Raw genomic sequence first — 19040 nt, forward strand, 5'->3', positions numbered from 1 at the left:
GTGCAGGATAGAATTAGCAACAGAACCTTTTAGGTTTGACATATTCGTATTTACTAAAAAAAAGTTAAAACTAACTGACCTTTTCAATATAATAAATTAACCAAGAATGAAGAAAAAAATACACCATCTACTTATCTTTTCATTTTTAGTCCTTCTCTCAAGTTGCAGTAAGGATGCTTATGATGATTACTACGAGCGACCTGACTCTTTAGAACCTCCTATCTACCAACAACTAGAAGCTCGTGGAAATTTTAAAAATCTTCTGGTTTTAATTGAAAAAGCCGGATACAAGGATATCTTAGGTAAAGCAGGATATTGGACCATGATGGCTCCGAATGATGAGGCATTTACGAAATTTTTTCAAGAGCAGGGTATTTCAGATGTAAATAAAGTTGATGCTGAAACTGCTTCAAAAATTGTAAAATATGCTCTCATATACAATGCTTTCCGTGCAGATCAGCTTTCTGACTATCAATCAGGTACGGGATGGGTTCCGGATAATGCCTTTAGAAGAAGAACTGCCTTTTACGATGGCTTTCAAAACAAAACCATAAACGGCAAACCCATGGTTGTTGTCGGATCTAACAGAAATGGAGGTTATCTTTCAGGAGACAATAATAACAAATATATCTCTTATTTTGAAAAAGAGTATTTTGCCGCAAAGGGATTAACTTCGAATGACTACAATTTTTTCTTTCCAGGTTCAACTTATACCGACTTTAATTTATTAGGTGGAAGTGTAAAAGAAGCAGATATTGTGGCTGAAAATGGAATTATCCACGAAGTTACCAAAGTATCACTTCCTTTGGTAAATTTAGATCAGTATTTAGAAAACAACAGTCAGTACAGCCAATTCCGTAAGTTACTTGAGGACAATCTGGTTATTTATGCATTTAACCAATCTGCTACTACAACCTACCGTAATTTTTCTGGCAAAAACGACGATGTTTATGTAAAATACTATGACCCCACTTTGCCTTATTCCCCTAATAATGAAAACTTTTTAAAGCAGGCAGATAATGATGGGCAGAGTGATGCTTATACCCTATTTGCACCTGATAATACATCTTTACAAAAATTCATTGACGAAGTTTTACTTAAGAACTATCCTTCAATTGATAAACTTCCTCAATATATTTTTCAGGATTTATTTAAAGCACACATGGTACAGGGTGCTGTATGGCCATCAAAATTAGGTTCATTTAACAACGGTTTGGATGAAGAATTAAGATTCAACTTAAATACAGATGTAAAAGAAGCCAAAGTATTAAGTAATGGTTTCTTTTACGGAACTAACAAAGTACAGGCGTCAAATTTATTTTACAGTGTGTACACCTCAGCTTATCTGGATCCTAAATTTACTTTAGCTACACGATTGTTTAATGATGGTTCTTCATACAGGGAAATTATCAGCAATATCAATCAAAAATACACCTTGTTTCTACCTTCGGATACAGTATTACGTGGACTTGGATATGAGTACAATACGGCCAGATCCGAATGGAATTATGTATCTCCAATTAATGGTGCTGCTTTATCAGGAACACCAGCCAGACTGCGTTTACTGCGTGTTTTATACAATTGTATTGTCCCTACACCTAATGGAGAACTAAATGATTTGTCAGGTTCCGGAATTATACGAACAGGAGACATGGATATTCCCGGTGAATACATTAAATGGAGCAATAACAAACTCTATGCTGCAGGAAATGAAGTTTTGAATAACATGGTTAATATTCTTGGATATGAAGATCAGCAAAACGGACGTACTTACTATATTGACAAATTACTTGAATTTAGTGAAGAAACTCCAGGAACAGACCTTAAAAATTTAGCTGTTGCAGGATCAGAATATTTTAATTTCTATAGTTATTTAAAAAACTCTAATATCTATACCACAGCTGGTGACAAAATCGCAGGAGTGAACGTTGGTAACTCATACACGTTTGTTGTCCCGAACAATGCAGCCATTATACAAGCTGTGAAAGATGGGAAACTTCCAGGAAACCCTGCAACCGGTGTGCCTAATTTTGCTCCTTCTTTACTTGGTGACCAAGATCAGGTAGCAGATTTTATAAGGTATCATATATTGGTCAACAAAACTGTTTCTGACGACGGACTTGAAGCAGGACAAATTGAAACTTTAAGAAAAGACAGTAAAGATGAAAAAACTTACGTAAGTGTCATGAGTGATACTGGAGTCTTGACTTTTATTGATAAATCCAACAGATCTGCCAATTTCATTGCAAACAAAAGTAACAACCTGGCTGACAGAACCTTAATCCATTTAGTAGACAACTATCTTTTATATACGGAATAAAATGAAACAAAATCTAACCAATTTACTTTACCGTTTTTCATTTGCTTTGATTATTCTGGCAGCACTGCCGTCATTGGCTCAGGATTCTAAAAATGCCTTAGTGCGTGGTCAGATTGTCGACTCAAGTGATAATTTACCAATTCCTTCAGCTACTATCGTTGAACAGGACTCAGAAAATCGTACCGTTGGAGGTGTTTTATCTGACATAGACGGAAATTTTGCAATACATCTAAAAAACCCAAATAATAAATTATTAATTTCAACTATTGGATATAAATCGAAAGTGGTTTCTGTTAACGGCAAAACCACAATAAAAATTGCTTTAGTTTCTACTATAACTTCTTTGGACAACGTTGTAGTTACAGGACAAAAAAAGGTAGAAACCGGACTACTTAACATTGCCGATAGAAATAAAACAACCAGCTCTGTTACTATTAAAGCAGCAGATATAGCTAACTCTCAGGCTGCTTCTATTGATGAGCAATTACAAGGACGTATTGCAGGTGTGGATATTATTTCATCAAGTGGTGACCCTGGTGCAGGAATGCAGATTAAAATCAGGGGAGCTTCTTCAATTTCAGGATCTTCAAGCCCTTTAATCGTTGTTGACGGAATGCCTTATGAAACCTCTATCCCGGCAGATTTTAACTTTGGTACTGCTGATGATGATGGTTATGCAGCATTACTAAATATTGCTCCTTCGGATATTGATACCATCACCATCGATAAGGATGCAGCAGCAACTGCTTTATGGGGGTCACGCGCAGCAGGTGGTGTTATTATCATCAATACGAAGCGTGGTGGAATCAGTGCTCCAAAAATTAGCTACACTTTTGTAGGTACTCGTTCAAAAGTTCCTGATGCAATTCCGATGTTAAACGGAGATCAATACTCACAATTGATTCCGGAAGAATTCATGAACCGAAACGGTGTGCCTTTAAACACACAAAATATTAAAGAATTTCAATACGACCCTCAGGAGGTTTATTATTACAAAAACTATAGTAACAATACCGACTGGACAAAAGCAATATCTCAAATTGGTCTTATACACGATCACAACCTTTCTTTACAAGGCGGTGGACAAAGAGCAAGATATTTCAGCTCAGTAGGGTATTACAACTCTAAAGGAGTAACTATAGGTACTGGCTTTGAACGAATCAGTACTCGTTTAAATTTAGATTATGTAGTTTCAGACCGTATTCGTTTTAAAACTGATATAGCGTATACACATTCCAGTACAGACCGTAATTATGTCAATAATTTTTCGGGTACTGACAAGGATTTACTTAGAAGTGTTTCCTACGGAAAAATGCCAAACATGGGAATTTTTGAATATGATCAATCCGGAGTTCTTACTCCTAACTATTTCTCTCCGGCCCAAAACGTTCAGGGAGGATACCCAAGCACTTATAATCCTGTTGCTATGGCGGAATTTGCTACTAACAATCAGGTAAGTGACAGAGTAGTACCCCATTTTAACATCAATGTTGATATTATACCAAAAAAATTAATCTCAACATTTGATCTACAATTTGATTTTAACAGTACAAAAGCGAAATCTTTTCTGCCTCAAAATGCTACAGGACGTCCAATTACAGAAACAGTAGTTAACAGAGCTTCTGATGTGGATGTTGATATGGCTAATATAACGACCAAAACCAATTTCATTTACACCCCTGATCTTGGTGAAAAACAAAATTTATCGGTACTTTTATCTTTACAATCGAATGATTCCCGTTACGAGTCACATCAGGTAATTACCTCGAACACAGCATCATCTTTACTTACAGATCCATCCAATCCGTCAAGAACACAAAATTCAGAATTAAATTTATATACCAGTAATAGCCAGACAAGAACTGTTGGTAGTTTATTGAATGCGCAATATGGTTTATTAGACCGTTATATTCTAAACGTAGGTTTACGTGCAGATGGTAATTCAAGATTTGGTCAGGAAAACAGATACGGCTTATTTCCTTCGGCATCTGCGCGTTGGAGAATTTCAGGAGAATCTTTTATGAAAAATGTCAGTTGGATTGATGACCTTAGTTTAAGACTTAGTTATGGACAATCAGGAAAAGCTCCTAGGTATGATTACCTTTATTTCAATGTGTATGGAAATTACAGCACAGAATACTTAGGACTTAACGGCGTATATCCTCAAAATATTCAACTGAGTAATTTTCGTTGGGAAACCCTGATTGGAAAAAATTTAGGATTCAATCTTCAAATGTTTAATAAGCGTGTTACACTGGATGCAGAATTTTACAGAAACACCACAAAAGACATGATTTTCCTGGATCTTGATATCACCACCGTTTCAGGATACAGCAAAATGGATCAGAATGTTGGGACTATGGACAACCAGGGATGGGAATTAGGTCTTTTTACTACACCAATTAAATCTGGTAAGTGGAAAGTAGAATTCAATTTTAACATTGCCAGCAATGAAAATATGATTCGTGAAATTTCTCCATACTTCCCTAATGAAAGTGGAAATACGGATCGTAATGGAGAATACAAACGTTTTCTTCAAAAAGACAGCCCTTTTGGATCATTCTACGGATATAAATTCAAAGGAGTTTATACTGACAAGGAAGCAACTCTGGCAAGAGATGCAAATGGAAATGTAATTACAGGTCCAAATGGACAAACGGTGTATATGCGTTTTAATTATCCAAATACCGACTATACTTTTCAACCTGGTGATGCTATTTATGAGGACATCAATAAAGATGGTAACATAGACAGTCGTGATGTGGTATATTTAGGAAACAGTAACCCTAAATTTACAGGTGGATTTGGCCCTAATATAATTTTTAACAACCAGTTCAAATTATTACTGTTCTTTAACTTTCGTATGAATTATGATATTGTAAACGGAACGGATATGACCACAACCAACATGTATGGATGGGGTAATCAAAGTACAGCAACATTATCGAGATGGCGTAATCCTGGTGATGTAACCGAAATGCCAAGAGCAATTTACGGAGCAGGGTATAACTGGTTAGGATCTGACCGATATGTAGAAGATGCTTCTTTCCTTCGCCTTCGTTCGGTTACTTTTAGTTATTCTTTTGGAAAAAAACTTTTAAAAAGTTTAAGAATGGATGAAATAAGAACTTATGTAACTGCAGACAATTTATATACATGGACAAACTATAGAGGTCAGGATCCTGAAGTGAGTATGAAAGCCGGAGATCCATTCGGAATTGCTATTGACAACTCCAGAACTCCTCCTACAAGTCGTGTATCATTAGGTATTACAACACGTTTCTAAAAAAAAAAATTGATTTATGCGAACTACAATAAAATCTACAATAGCAATCCTTCTAATTTTTGTTACTGCAACATCTTGTGACAATTATTTAGATTTAAAACCTGAAGACGGAATCGTACGTGAGGAATTCTGGAAAACTAAAGAAGACATCCAGGCTGCCGTTATAGGAATCTATTCTTCATTATTAAAAAGACCTCCTGGAGCGCAAATTCCAACAGGGGGAACCGATTATAATATCAGTGAATACTTGTTTATGTATGGAGAAATCAGAGCCGATATGATAACTCCGGGAGGAAATATTACAGAAGAACAAAGAGATATTACAACTTCAAATATCCTGTCATCGAACGATTTGACAAGCTGGGCCGCATTTTACCGTGTTATCAATTACTGTAACACTGTTATTGAACTCGCCCCTGCTGTAAGAAATAGTGATCCAACTTTGACACAAACACAATTGAACAATTTTCTTTCTGAGGCTTTAGCCATCAGAGCCTATATGTATTTTACCCTGGCCCGTACTTTTAAGGATGTACCTCTTAAACTGACTGCAACACTTTCTGACAAGGATAATTTTCAAATAGCAAAAACACCACAAAATGAAATTTTTGCACAAGTTATCAAAGATCTTATTTTAGCTGAAGAGTATGCCGTTGTCGATTATGGAAATGCCGCTTCTAATAAAGGAAGAATTACAGTTTATACAATTAATGCTATGCAGGCTGATGTTTATCTTTGGATGGATAAATATGCCGAAGCTCTGGCTGCAGCTACTAAAGTGACTGATTCAGGTAAATTTGAATTAATTCCTGCTTCCAATAGCTGGTTCAATAATGTATTTGCTGTTGGAAATACCACTGAGAGCATTTTTGAGTTTCAATACACGAAACAAAACCTTAATCCGTTTTACGACATGTTTTTTCAAAGACCGGAATTCCTGGCAGCTCCACATGTAATAGAGGATGTATTTGGTATTGACTTTAACAATCCGTTGAACAGGGATGTAAGAGGTGAAAGATGCGCTTTGGTTCCCGGACTTAATTTTATCTATAAGTACACCGGACTTAACAACAATGATTTTAAAACTTCACAAGAATCTGACACACATTGGTTTGTATACAGATATTCAGATGTTTTACTTTTAAAAGCAGAAGCTTTAACGCAATTAGGTGAAGGAGATAAAGCCCTTATTATTATCGATGATATCCGTACCAAACGCAAAGCCATCAGTTCAACTTCACAAACCGTGACTACTACAAGCAAATCAGAAATGACTGATTATATTTTAGCAGAGCGAGCCCGCGAATTTGCTTATGAAGGAAAGAGATGGTTTGATGTTCTGCGAAATGCCCGAAGAAATAATTATGAGCGCTTAGATTTATTGATTAGTATGGCACTGATTAGCGCTCCGGCAGATCAGCAGCAATCTATTATAGCTAAACTTGAGGATCCAAATAGTCATTATTTGCCTATTAATGAATACGAATTATATACTAATAAAGCACTTGTTCAAAATCCATTTTATAAATAATTAAGTCATGAAAAGATACGCTGCATTCCTAAAATTGATGAGACTTACTTTAGTGGTTTTTTTAACCCTGGCATTTCTTAACTGTACTTCTGAAAAAATCAATGAACGAACTGATGAAACAGTAAACATTACTGATTTTTTAAGACAAAATGATGAATATTCCATGTTCCTGGAAATGTTAGAACTTACTAACTATTCTTCATTCATGAATACTTATGGTACCTACACTTTATTCCTGCCAAGCAACAATGCGATAAAAAACTATTTAACTGATGTTGGTGCAGCTGCTGTAAAAGACGTACCATTAGAAGATTTAAAAGAACTTGTAAAACTGCATATTCTTGATCAGGAAGTAGCTACTACAGCATTTACTGATGGTAAAATTGCAACTCCGAGCCAGCAAGGACAATTTATTATTACCGGGGCTGCCAATGTTGGCGGAATTTCAAGCATCACTGTTAATAAAACATCCCGAATTATGTCTTCAAATGTAAAAGTAGGAAACGGGATAATCCATATAATAGATAAAGTATTGCGTGTTGCCGATAAAACTTTGGCCCAGACTATTGAAGCTGATCAATCACTTTCATTATTTACCGAAGCTTTAAAAGCAACCGGATGGTATGACAAATTAAATATGCCGTTAACTTCGACTACTGTTGAAGGAAAAACAACACTTTCAGGACATTTGACTGTATTAACAGAAACAAATGAAGTATTCAAAGCAGCCGGTATCAATAGTCTTGCTGATTTAAAAGCAAAATACAGTCATCTAAACGATCCTTTAAATCCTGAGGACAGTCTGAATCTTTTTGTAAGCTACCGTGTTTTACCAAAACTTCAATACTTAGCTGATTTAGCTGTTTCTCCATCACTTGAAACCAAAGCACCACTGGAAGTAATTAGTGTAAAACTGGCTACAGGTAAAATTTTACTAAACGAGGAAACTTTTAATGGTGTTTTAGAAAAAGGAATTCCGGTAAACCGTACAGGAAGTGATGTAACAACTTCAAACGGAGTGGTTCATACTGTTGAACAGAATTTCTTTATCAAAAAAAGAAACCCGGCTCCGGTTTATTTTGACTTGGGTGACCAACCGGAATTCAGAAAACTGAGTGCTGTTTTTAGAAAACCGGGTAATTATGTATCGCTTGCCAAATCACTTTTTACAGAAGTAACCTGGGATGGTGTTGATGCCCTTACTTATGTTTGTGCTGCTAAAGGAAGTTCCAGCTATCAGGATCGCGCATGGAAAGGGGATGTAATTGAAATATTCCGTTTTAGAAATGGTAATACTCAAAATATTGCTTTTAAAACACCGGTCATTATAAAAGGTAAATACAAAGTTTGGGTATCTTACAGATGGAAAAGCGCTAAAAACCCAACAGTTAGAGCTTATTTTGATGGTGTTGCATTGCCAAGGCTGATTAACTTTCAGGAACAAGGCGTTAATAATATTGACGAAAGAGTATTAGAGTCACAAGGTTATAAAAGTCATATTGATCCATTTACCAATAGATTTAACAGCAGGCTTTGCGGTGTTATCGATGTACAAACAACAGGACGACATACTATAACCTTTGAATCACTTTCTAATCCTGGAGATACTGCATGGATGGATGTCGTGGAATTCCGACCAATAAATATGGATCAACTGTATCCTAGACTTAAATCTGGAGGAGAAGGTTTTGTGGAGTAATAATCACACAAGCAATTGAAAAGCATTCTAATCAAAATTTTAATCATCTAAAAATGACCATATCAAAATTAATTAATAAAAAACTTTTTGCTGGCATTGTGACATTAGCATTATTTTCGTGTTCTGATCCATGGTCAGACCGGGAAAATAATGGAGATGACAACCTAAATATCACTCTTAGCGAAGCCATCGCGAGCAACCCGGAAACATCAAAGTTTGCAGAATTGTTAGTACAATCAGGTTATGACGAAATTTTGTCGGGCTCAAAAACTTATACTGTTTTTGCTCCTACAAATGAAGCCATGACTCAGGTCGACGCTTCGCTATTAAATACTCCTGAAAAGGTTACTGCTTTTGTACAAAACCATATTGCACTAACAGCCTATTCTTCTATAAGAAAAGATGCCTCAGAAAAAATTAAAATGCTGGGTTCTAAATATTTGCTATTTAAAGGTAATGCAACAATTGGTGATGCCACTATTGTTACCGCCGATAAATATGCTGCAAATGGTGTTTTTCATATTATCAACCGTTCACTTGCACCAAAAAAGAATATTTGGGAATACATCAATTCGCAAACAGCTTCTTCTTCAATGTGTAATTATCTGGTAAGCTTAAATGAATTAAATATTTACGATTCTGACATTACTGCGAAAGAAAATGCTGTCCCTGGGGTGCTTGCAGATTCCTTAAGTAATTCTTTTTTAAAAAATGTATACAATGTAAACAACGAAAAGAACTCTTACACACTATTTTTAATTGAAGATGAAGGTTATAATGCTGAAGTAGATAAACTCAGGCCGTATCTAAATAAATCAACTGCAGATGCTACCACAACATATTCCAGCTATTTCACGGTGAGGGATATGGTTTTTCCTAAAGCGTATATACCAAATGAATTACCAGACAAATTAACTTTAACTACCCGTTTTGGAGTGAAAGTAGAGATAGACAAAACCCAAATTGTGGGAGAACCTGTTATTTTGAGTAACGGGATCGTTTACCGCATGAAAAAAGTAGATGTTCCGTTGACTGATCGCTTAGTTACCACTAAAATAGAAGGAGAAGATAATACTTCTTTCTCCCCTTCTAACTTACGCAGCAAGATTTTTTACCGTGAGCAAAAGGATCTTAAAGGTATTTTTTTCAAAGATGTTATGGTATACAATTCAGGAGTATCATTGTTTCAGCTGAATTACAAAGCAACCGATTTATTTAGTACTAAATACGACGTATACTGGAGGGCCACTAACATCAATAATTACAGTTCAAATGCTACCGTTTTTCAACAAAGGTTAGTTGTAGGAAGAGTGATTAGGGATGGTGTAGAATATCCAAACGAGGTTATTAAAAATTTTGATTTTAAAAACGTTGAAATCGGTGTTTATGATGACGTGTATTTAGGAGAATTCACCTTAACAAACGCTCAGGATATTGAGAGAATTACCCTCTATGGAGCCAATACAACTACAGTAGGTAATAACACCATGATCCTTGATTATTTAAAATTTGTTCCTGTCGTTAAATAATATTTTATAAAAATAGATATGTTAAAAAATTTACAACTAACCTGTGCAATAAGCATCTTCCTTGCCGGAAGCCTTAGTGTATCCCTATATGCTCAAAACGTTCAGGATTCAACTGCAACTACTGTAACTGCTCCTAAAATAAAAAAGGGAATAATAGTAAAAGGTATTGTTAAAGATGCCAAAACTAAAGCAGGTTTATCAGGGATAAATGTAGTAGTTAAAGACTTTTCTGCAGCCATTACCAATGATGACGGTAGTTTTGAAATCAATGTACCTGATTTACAAGCGCTGTTGACTATAAGCGGACAGGAATTCCAAACCAAAGTCTTTCCTCTTAAAAACAGAAATTCAGATTTAGAAATATTTTTGTACGAAGCGTATTATTCTCCTATTTACCAAATAGCCAATTTACCTACCGGAACTGAATTCCAGTACGGAAGCACCAAAGCGGTAAATGTGGTTAATTTTAAAACCAATCAATGGTCCAGTCCCATTAAAGAGTCTGTTGGCGATTTTCTTCAGGGAAGAGTAGCCGGTCTTAACAGTATTAGAAGATCCGGAGTTCCGGGATCAGGGGCTTATTTAAACCTTCGCGGTTTTACTTCTTTGTATGGAACAAATAAACCGTTGATTATTGTTGACGGAATGATTTATGACGATGAAGATTATGGTTCCGGAATTATACAAAACAACTCTTCCTCTCCTTTGGATAATCTGGACGTAAAAGACATTGAAAATATCACTGTCCTTAAAGATGACAGTGCGCTGTATGGAGCCAAAGGAGCTAACGGTGTACTTATTATCAATACCACGCGTCCGACAGAACTGACTACAAAAATTGATTTTACGATGTACGGGAGTGCCAATCAGACACCTGACCAATTACCGGTTATGGGTGCAGATGCCTACCGTACACATATTTCGCAGTTAGAAGCTACTCGCGGACTTTCTCAGGATCAAATTGCGGCTCTTCCGTATATGAATGACAATCCTCTGCTTCCGGGATATTACAAATATCATAATGAAACCAACTGGCAGGATAAAATTTTCAAGTCGAGTGTTAGCCAAAACTATTTCCTTAAAGTGCGTGGAGGGGATGATATTGCAAAATATGGTTTGTCTGTGGGATATCTTAATAATCAGGGAATTGTTGAAAACACCGAATCAAAACGTTACAGCACCCGTTTAAATGCAGCTTTGCGTTTAACTGAAAAGCTTTATGTAGATGCCAACATGTCTTTTATCAATAATCTTCAGGAACAGAGAGATCAGGGATTTGCTTACAAAACCAGTCCAATTTATCTGGGTCTTACAAAAGCACCTTTTTTAGCAGCCAATGCTATAGATGATGCCGGAAATGTTTCTCCAAACCTGGCAGATACGGATGATTTTAATGTCAGCAATCCAAGAGCTATACTAAATGACGGAATTGGAACCAACAAAAACTATCGTTTCTTTGGAAACCTGAATTTTAAATATACAATTAATAATGCATGGAATGTAAATACCCTTTTTGGACTTACTTACAACAAAGAGCGCGAAATTTTCTTTATTCCGGACAAAGGAGTAGCCGATGTTATTCTCCCTACTGCAATAGCTAAAAACCGTTCCGGTAGTGAGGTACAAATTTTAAACAGCATTTATACTGATACTTACGCCAATTACTTTAAGAAATTTAAGGATGATCAGCAAGTAGATGTTCGTTTTGGTTTTAGAACACAAAGTAATCATTCTGAAAGTGATTTAGGTTTGGGATACAATTCTGCTACTGATGATTTTACAAGCGTAGGAGCCGGATCTAACCTATTGCGCCAGGTTGGAGGAGCTTTAGGAGAATGGAATTGGCTAAACATATATGCCAGTGCAAATTACAATTACCATAATAAATACTTCCTGACAACCAGTTATGCGGTTGATGGTTCAAGCCGTTTTGGAGATAAAGAGAACGGGAATAATAAGTTCTCTCTTATGACGGCTATAACAGGAGCATGGATGGTTTCTGCTGAAAATTTCATGAAAAATTCAAAAACCATTGATTATTTAAAATTGAGAGGAACAATCAGTGAAGGCGGTAATGACGATATCGGAAATTTTACAGCTCAAAAATATTATGTTTCACAAAACTTATTGGGTGTACAAGGTTTGGTAAGTGGTAATATTGGAAATCCAAACCTGCAGTGGGAAACCGTTAAAAAATTTAATGTTGGTGCTGACTTAGGTTTGTTTAATGAACGTATTAATCTTTCTATGGATTTTTACAGAAAGAAAACAGAGGACATGATTGTTTATGAATCTGTTAGCAATGTAACCGGTTTTGATTATGTAGTTTCAAACAGTGGTCAAATGAAAACTTTAGGGGCAGAATTATCTTTGAATAGCCGTGTAATAAGTTCGCCAGATTTTACTTTTGATTTTGGACTGAATTTAGCCACATATAAAAATAAGGTACAAACCCTTCCAAATGGTGATATCCTGACTCAGTTTGGTGGAGCGACATATATTACCTCAGTAGGAAATGATGCTAATTTATTTTATGGTTTAAAAACTAATGGTGTATATTCTACTACTGCAGATGCCAACGCTGACGGATTTTCAAAACGTTTAAGTAATGGTCAATTAGTTCCTTTTGCCGGTGGAGATATGCGGTTTACAGACACAAACGGTGATAAAGTAATTGATGATAAAGACCGTATGATAATTGGTAATCCAAACCCGGATTTAACAGGAAGCATTACAACTAATTTTACCTATAAACGCTTCAGCCTACAGGGACTATTTACTTTTTCAGTAGGAAACGACCTTTATAATGGGGTACGCTACAACCTTGAAAAGATGAGTGGATACGAAAACCAAAGTACTGCTATAGCAAACCGCTGGAGAGCCGAGGGACAACAAACTGATATACCAAAAGCTACATGGGGAGATCCTATGGGAAATGCCAGTTTTTCTGACCGATGGATCGAAGACGGTTCTTACTTAAGGTTAAAAACTTTAGTATTGGGTTATGATTTTAATGTCGAAAAAATGAATTATATAAAAGCCATAAAAATTTATGCTACTGCCAATAACTTGTTTACACTGACAGATTATCTGGGCTATGATCCAGAATTCAGTGCGACCTCATCTATATTTGGTCAGGGTGCAGATATCGGATTAGCACCTCAGTTTACAAGTTTTCAATTAGGATTACGTTTAGGCCTTTAATTATTTTACACTTAGATAAGAATACAGATGATGACAATTAGTATAAAAACAAAAAAAAGCATTCTATTAGGAATACTGGCTCTAACATTTAGCCTGAATTCCTGCTCTGACTATCTGGATGTGCAGCCTGAAGACAAGCTTATTGAAGAGCAAATGTATCGTAATATATATGATGCTGATGCCGCTGTAATGGGGGTTTACGGAAAATTTATGGCACTTGCAGAGAAAAACGTTATTTTGAATGAAATGCGTGCTGACCTGATGACAACAACCAGAAATTCAAGTCCATACCTTAAAGAAATTTCAGAACATAATGTTTCAGCTGACAACCCGTATGCCAATCCTAAAGATTTTTTTGTGGTGATTCAAAACTGTAATAATGTGCTTAAAAATTTCGATATGATGCTCGAAAAAAAGCGTTTTACTCAGGAACAGTATGACCAGCGTTACTCTGATGTGGGAGCAATTCGCAGCTGGGTTTATCTTCAGTTAGGAATTCACTATGGAAACATTCCTTACATCACAGAACCTATTGAAACAATAGAAGATGCAAAAAACATTTCTAAATATCCCCGCATACCATTTAATCAATTATTAGATCAATTGATTTTATTTACCGAAAATTTGCCTTATAAGGATTTATATGCTTCAGGAAGTTCTTTGGTAATTACCATTGACGGCTACAATACAGCTAAATTCTTTATCAACAAAGAATGTTTGCTGGGTGATTTACATCTTTGGAAAGGAAATTACAATGCTGCTGCTATACATTACAAAAATGTTATGGAAACCGGAACTAAAGGAGGTACAGATACAGAACTATATAATACTTACAGGGTAAAATTTGCAGAGGTTACAACGCATGACGATTTAGCGGTTGGTTATTTAAGATATTCTGAACAAGACGCTACAACCTTAATTAATAGCAATACACAAGGCTGGAGATCCATTTTTGCCAGGGACAGAGATGCATTATGGAACACAGAATGGATTTGGTCTTTGCCTTTCGAAAATAATTTTGCTCCTAAAAACCCATTTATCGCTTTATTTTCGAGCAAAAATGGCGATTATCTAGTCAAACCATCCAACACAGCTATTGCTCTATGGGACAATCAGAAACAAAGTAATGATATCCCTTACGATGCACGTGGACCAAAATTCACCTATAATATTATAAATGGCGATCCCGTAATTATGAAATACCTTTACAGCAGTGAAGCAGTAGCTACAACCGGAATTGGTAATACAAAAGGGCAATGGTTTTTATACCGTGCAGCTAAATTACATCTGCGTTATGCAGAAGCTGCCAACAGAGATAACCAGCAAAAAGTAGCTTATGCTATTTTAAACAATGGAATAAGAAGGGCTTATACTCCAAGTCCTGCACCTACAGATGTTACTGATGTACAGCAAACCAAATTGCCATTCCCATATGATTTCGATGCCCGTATGGGGGATTATCCATTTTATAGAGCAAACTGGCATCGTAATGATGGAATTCGTGGCCGTGCTTTCATGAAATTTGTCGGAGCAGTTGGAGATGATGTAATTACGACCGAAAACAATATTATTCAGGAAGACGCATTAGAATTAGCTTACGAAGGAAACCGTTGGGAAGATTTGGTTCGTGTAGCTTTACGCCGAAATGATCCATCGTTTTTAGCTGAAAAAGTATACCAAAAACTGAACAGTGAAGGAAACAGTAAAGCAGACGAAGTACGTTCTAAACTGATGAACGTTAACAATTGGTATTTGCCATTTAATTGGTAAAACTATTTTTAGAGAGGCTTATAGATATTGAAATATTTATAAGCCTTTTTTATACAAAAAATAAAGCTTTAAGCTTTAATAATAAAAAGATTAAACCTTTTTATATCAAATAAAGTATTGTATTTAGTAGTTTAATTTTTATCTAATTTAAAAACCATTTTTATGAAAAAGAATACTGTTTTATTGATGTTATTATTATGTGGTGTATTTAGTACCCTATCTGCTCAGAGTGTTTTACGCTGGTCAGTACATACACCCGATGGTGAAGCTACCTTAAAAATTAAAATAGACGGTGTTGTTGTTGTAAATGTACAGCAGGCACAATATGCTTCTTCACAGAGCGGGATCATACAGGTTGACAATTATTCAACAATTGAATATGAAGCGACTACCAGTGGTGCACCATTACTTTGTGCTGCCACTGAAACACTCTTAGTTCCTGGTTGGATTGCCAGCTGTTATGATGCGAATGGCAATTTCATAGACCCTTATATTTATTCAGAATCCTGGTCATGGACTGCTTATGATGATGATTATACAATACAATTATCCACTATCCCAAATAACTCATAAAAACTCATATTAACAAAAAAAGCGGTTGTATCCTTTAAAAGGTTTTACACCCGCTTTTAATAATATTTTTTCAACACTTTCCTGTGGAATTTTACAAAAAAGAAAGTTTTATATTTATTTTACTATCATTTAAAAATCCAAAACAAAATCCTTTGAAGCACATTTGTTGAAAAAAGCAGCATTAAATTTATACAGTTTATCTCCTTTTTCAGAAACATTTTCTTTTTTTTCTTTCAAAGGGACTACTACTTTCTGCTTTAAAAAATTTCTGCTAAAACTATCCTTATCCGTTTCTATGCCCAAAATTCCCTTATAAAGATTCATTAATTCTGATATCGTAAATTTCTCCGGCAGAAGATTAAAATCAACAGGAGACTCACGAACACATTTTTCTAACTGATACAAACTATAATCTAAAATTAAATTGTGATCCTGAATTAAATCAGGTACATCTGTAATCATAAACCATCTTTGGTATAAATCAACTACACCAAATTTCACCCGATAATCTTCAATATTAATAACCGTGTAATATCTTAAAGTTTGAGAATTTGTACCGGCTCCCTCTGTCAGCTGTTTCAGGAACACATTTTCAAAATTACCAAATTCATTCAGTAAATCCAGGGCAGTCTCATCTGCTTTTTTAGCATCCTTAGCAATTCCGGATATAAGCCCCCATTTTGTCCCTACTCCTTTATTCCCCTTAGATAAGAGCACCTTAAGGCTTCCGTTATCATAGCCGAAAACAACACAATCAATCGTGACCTCATTCATAATTAATCGTTTTAGTATTAATAAAATAGTATTGACAATATGTAAATAAAATTTGCTAAAAAGAACTCTTTATAACATTTGTCGTCACAAACTTATTCGATTAAAATAAAATAACCATCCTGAACCGTGCTGGTACACGGAAATTTTAATTTCATTTACAATATGAAGAAATACAAGGATTGGGAAGACTTTTATGAAAATTGTATAATCTAAAACTCGTATAAAAAAAACTCCAAAATCAATTTGACTCTGGAGCTACTTTTATTAGAATGCATTCTAAAAAATCAATGACATATCGTGCCAAACTTCTCCGCCATGAACAGATTGGGAAACTCCAAAATCAGCAAATCCAAAACGTTGATAATATTGGATTAAATGTGATTTACAAGTCAGGATAACCCCGTTACGCCTTTCCTTTTTAGCCTGCATAATCAAATGGTTCATGAGCTGGCCAGCATAACCCTGATTGCGATATTCTGGTGCCACAGCAATCCCAAAAACACTTTGCCATTTACCATTTTTATCGTGTAATGAGGCTTCTCTAAACAATGTATCACTTATGGTATTTTGATTCGTAACCATTCCGTTTACAAAGCCAATTAACTTTCCCTCAGCTTCCAGAAGCCAAAAATGCTCTGGATAGATTTGAATTCTTTTTGTAAATGATTCTTTTGATGCTGCCTCTTTAGGCGGAAAACAAATATTTTCAATTTCAGTAATAACATCAAGATCGTTTAAAGTAGCATTTCTAAAAGTTATCATAGTTTTAAAATTTTAGCAAAATTAAACAAAGTCCTGTTTTAAACAATAAGCCTGCAAATTCAAAATGATTTTGCAGGCTTCTGTTCTATTTATAAAACAAACCAATCTCTCACATCTTCTGCAATCGTTTCTTCTGCCATAAGATTTTCAAATTCATTTGTTGACGGATTATACTGATACTCTTTTTGCCACTCTTCATAACAAAGCGCCACTTTTTGAATGGCATTACAAATAAACAATAGCTCTTCGTCTTTCAATGTCGGATGGAGCGATAGTCTCACCCAGCCCGGCTTATTGATTAGGTTTTTCTGAAGAAGTTCATTGGTCATCATTTTAGACTTTTCCTCACCTAAATCAAACAAATAATGTGCATACGTACTGGCACATGACCAGCCACCACGAACCTGGATTCCGAAACGGTCATTTAAAAGACGGACGATTAAATTGTAATGGATGTTTTCTATTGTAAAAGAAACACAGCCAATTCGTTCGCTTTTCAAATCGCCCAAAATGGATAAACCATCCACTTTTTGAAGTTCCGAATAACAGAGATCCAACAACTCTTTCTCTCTTTTTTGAATCTTCTTTACGCCCATCTGTTCTTTCAGTTCCAGACATAAAGCTGTACGCATCACCTGCAGAAACCCCGGAGTTCCGCCATCTTCTTTTACTTCTATTGCATCACTGTAATCATAGCCGCCCCACGGATTCGTGTATTTTACATTTCCTCCGCCCGGATTATCCGGAAAATTAGCTTTATATAGCTTCTCATTAAAAACCAAAACCCCACAGGTTCCGGGTCCGCCTAAAAATTTATGAGGCGAAAAGAAAATCGCATCCAATTGCTCTTCAGTCTCTTTTGGATGCATATCGATTTTGACATAAGGTGCCGAAGCTGCAAAATCGACAAAACATAAACCTCCGTGCTGATGCATGATTTTTGCCAGTTCATGATACGGAGTGATAATTCCGGTAACGTTGGAACAGGCCGTAAAAGAACCGATTTTCAAAACTCTGTTTTCGTATTTTTTAAGTTCTGATGCGAGTATTTTCGGATCAACCAAATTGTTTTCACCTGCCGGCAGAATCACCACATCGGCAATGGTTTCATACCACGGAACCTGATTGGAATGATGCTCCATGTGGGTGATAAAAACCACCGGTCTTTCATCATCAAAATTCAGTTTTACATTGTAGATGTTATCCGCAGACCGCAATCCCATGATACGCTGTAACTTATTTAAAGCTGCTGTCATTCCGGTTCCGGTGGTAACCAAAACATCGGATTCATTGGCATTCACATGTTTTTTAATCAATTCTCTTGCATACTGATAAGCATAAGTCGATGCCTTACCGGTTTCACTTGAAAAAGAATGCGTATTAGCAATCATCGGACCTATTTTATTAAGCATAATATCCTCAATCGGGATGTACAATCTTCCGCTGGCAATCCAATCGGCATAATATAATTTTTGTCTCCCGTAAACCGATTCAAAAGTATGGTTTACTCCTATTATATTTCCTCTAAACGTAGAAAAATGCTGTTCTAATTGGGTTGTCTTCAAAGTAACTTCCATATCATTTATTATTTA

Annotated in this window: 11 protein-coding genes; 8 read left to right on the forward strand and 3 right to left on the reverse strand. The window is 35.7% G+C overall.

Translation table 11 applies throughout. From position 1 onward, the window contains the following. The first annotated feature begins 106 nt into the window (after window positions 1–106). The 8 genes from FLACHUCJ7_RS04825 (at window position 107) to FLACHUCJ7_RS04860 (ending at window position 15912) form a co-directional block, all read left to right on the forward strand. Entirely contained in the window at window positions 107–2320 is a 2214-nt protein-coding gene (locus FLACHUCJ7_RS04825; RefSeq protein ID WP_180908084.1) for a fasciclin domain-containing protein, read from the forward strand. A 1-nt stretch (window position 2321) separates the two neighbouring features. Beyond that, a complete protein-coding gene (locus tag FLACHUCJ7_RS04830) occupies window positions 2322–5606 on the forward strand; it encodes a SusC/RagA family TonB-linked outer membrane protein (protein ID WP_180908085.1) in 3285 nt (1094 codons plus the stop codon). 16 nt (window positions 5607–5622) lie between these two features. Next, window positions 5623–7137 carry a RagB/SusD family nutrient uptake outer membrane protein gene (locus FLACHUCJ7_RS04835; protein WP_180908086.1) on the forward strand — a complete coding sequence of 505 codons (1515 nt, stop codon included), beginning with the start codon at window positions 5623–5625 and terminating at the stop codon, window positions 7135–7137. Window positions 7138–7144: 7 nt separating this feature from the next. Further along, complete coding sequence (locus FLACHUCJ7_RS04840; RefSeq protein ID WP_180908087.1) at window positions 7145–8836, forward strand: fasciclin domain-containing protein; 1692 nt, start codon at window positions 7145–7147, stop codon at window positions 8834–8836. Window positions 8837–8889: 53 nt separating this feature from the next. Further along, complete coding sequence (locus tag FLACHUCJ7_RS04845; protein ID WP_180908088.1) at window positions 8890–10365, forward strand: fasciclin domain-containing protein; 1476 nt, start codon at window positions 8890–8892, stop codon at window positions 10363–10365. Window positions 10366–10383: 18 nt separating this feature from the next. Then, entirely contained in the window at window positions 10384–13569 is a 3186-nt protein-coding gene (locus FLACHUCJ7_RS04850; protein WP_180908089.1) for a SusC/RagA family TonB-linked outer membrane protein, read from the forward strand. Window positions 13570–13596: 27 nt separating this feature from the next. Next, on the forward strand, window positions 13597–15339 hold the full coding sequence (locus FLACHUCJ7_RS04855) for a RagB/SusD family nutrient uptake outer membrane protein (RefSeq protein ID WP_180908090.1): 1743 nt from the start codon (window positions 13597–13599) through the stop codon (window positions 15337–15339). A gap of 162 nt (window positions 15340–15501) precedes the next feature. Beyond that, complete coding sequence (locus tag FLACHUCJ7_RS04860) at window positions 15502–15912, forward strand: hypothetical protein (protein ID WP_078227473.1); 411 nt, start codon at window positions 15502–15504, stop codon at window positions 15910–15912. A 129-nt stretch (window positions 15913–16041) separates the two neighbouring features. Here FLACHUCJ7_RS04860 and FLACHUCJ7_RS04865 read toward each other — a convergent pair whose 3' ends face one another. The 3 genes from FLACHUCJ7_RS04865 to FLACHUCJ7_RS04875 form a co-directional block, all read right to left on the reverse strand. Then, entirely contained in the window at window positions 16042–16686 is a 645-nt protein-coding gene (locus FLACHUCJ7_RS04865) for an NrtR DNA-binding winged helix domain-containing protein (protein WP_078227472.1), read from the reverse strand. A gap of 276 nt (window positions 16687–16962) precedes the next feature. Next, window positions 16963–17448, reverse strand: a complete 486-nt coding sequence (locus tag FLACHUCJ7_RS04870; protein WP_078227471.1) for a GNAT family N-acetyltransferase — start codon at window positions 17446–17448, stop codon at window positions 16963–16965. 89 nt (window positions 17449–17537) lie between these two features. Next, window positions 17538–19025: an aminotransferase class V-fold PLP-dependent enzyme gene (locus FLACHUCJ7_RS04875; RefSeq protein WP_180908091.1), complete on the reverse strand. Its 1488-nt coding sequence runs from the start codon at window positions 19023–19025 to the stop codon at window positions 17538–17540. Window positions 19026–19040: the final 15 nt, after the last annotated feature.

It is taken from the genome of Flavobacterium salmonis (assembly GCF_903819435.1).
Classification (GTDB): domain Bacteria; phylum Bacteroidota; class Bacteroidia; order Flavobacteriales; family Flavobacteriaceae; genus Flavobacterium; species Flavobacterium chungangense.

Bases quoted from the DNA above. Each gene is read 5' to 3' on its own strand.
- FLACHUCJ7_RS04825 (WP_180908084.1), top strand. From the start codon at position 107: ATGAAGAAAAAAATACACCATCTACTTATCTTTTCATTTTTAGTCCTT.
- FLACHUCJ7_RS04830 (WP_180908085.1), top strand. From the start codon at position 2,322: ATGAAACAAAATCTAACCAATTTACTTTACCGTTTTTCATTTGCTTTG.
- FLACHUCJ7_RS04835 (WP_180908086.1), top strand. From the start codon at position 5,623: ATGCGAACTACAATAAAATCTACAATAGCAATCCTTCTAATTTTTGTT.
- FLACHUCJ7_RS04840 (WP_180908087.1), top strand. From the start codon at position 7,145: ATGAAAAGATACGCTGCATTCCTAAAATTGATGAGACTTACTTTAGTG.
- FLACHUCJ7_RS04845 (WP_180908088.1), top strand. From the start codon at position 8,890: ATGACCATATCAAAATTAATTAATAAAAAACTTTTTGCTGGCATTGTG.
- FLACHUCJ7_RS04850 (WP_180908089.1), top strand. From the start codon at position 10,384: ATGTTAAAAAATTTACAACTAACCTGTGCAATAAGCATCTTCCTTGCC.
- FLACHUCJ7_RS04855 (WP_180908090.1), top strand. From the start codon at position 13,597: ATGATGACAATTAGTATAAAAACAAAAAAAAGCATTCTATTAGGAATA.
- FLACHUCJ7_RS04860 (WP_078227473.1), top strand. From the start codon at position 15,502: ATGAAAAAGAATACTGTTTTATTGATGTTATTATTATGTGGTGTATTT.
- FLACHUCJ7_RS04865 (WP_078227472.1), bottom strand. From the start codon at position 16,686: ATGAATGAGGTCACGATTGATTGTGTTGTTTTCGGCTATGATAACGGA.
- FLACHUCJ7_RS04870 (WP_078227471.1), bottom strand. From the start codon at position 17,448: ATGATAACTTTTAGAAATGCTACTTTAAACGATCTTGATGTTATTACT.
- FLACHUCJ7_RS04875 (WP_180908091.1), bottom strand. From the start codon at position 19,025: ATGGAAGTTACTTTGAAGACAACCCAATTAGAACAGCATTTTTCTACG.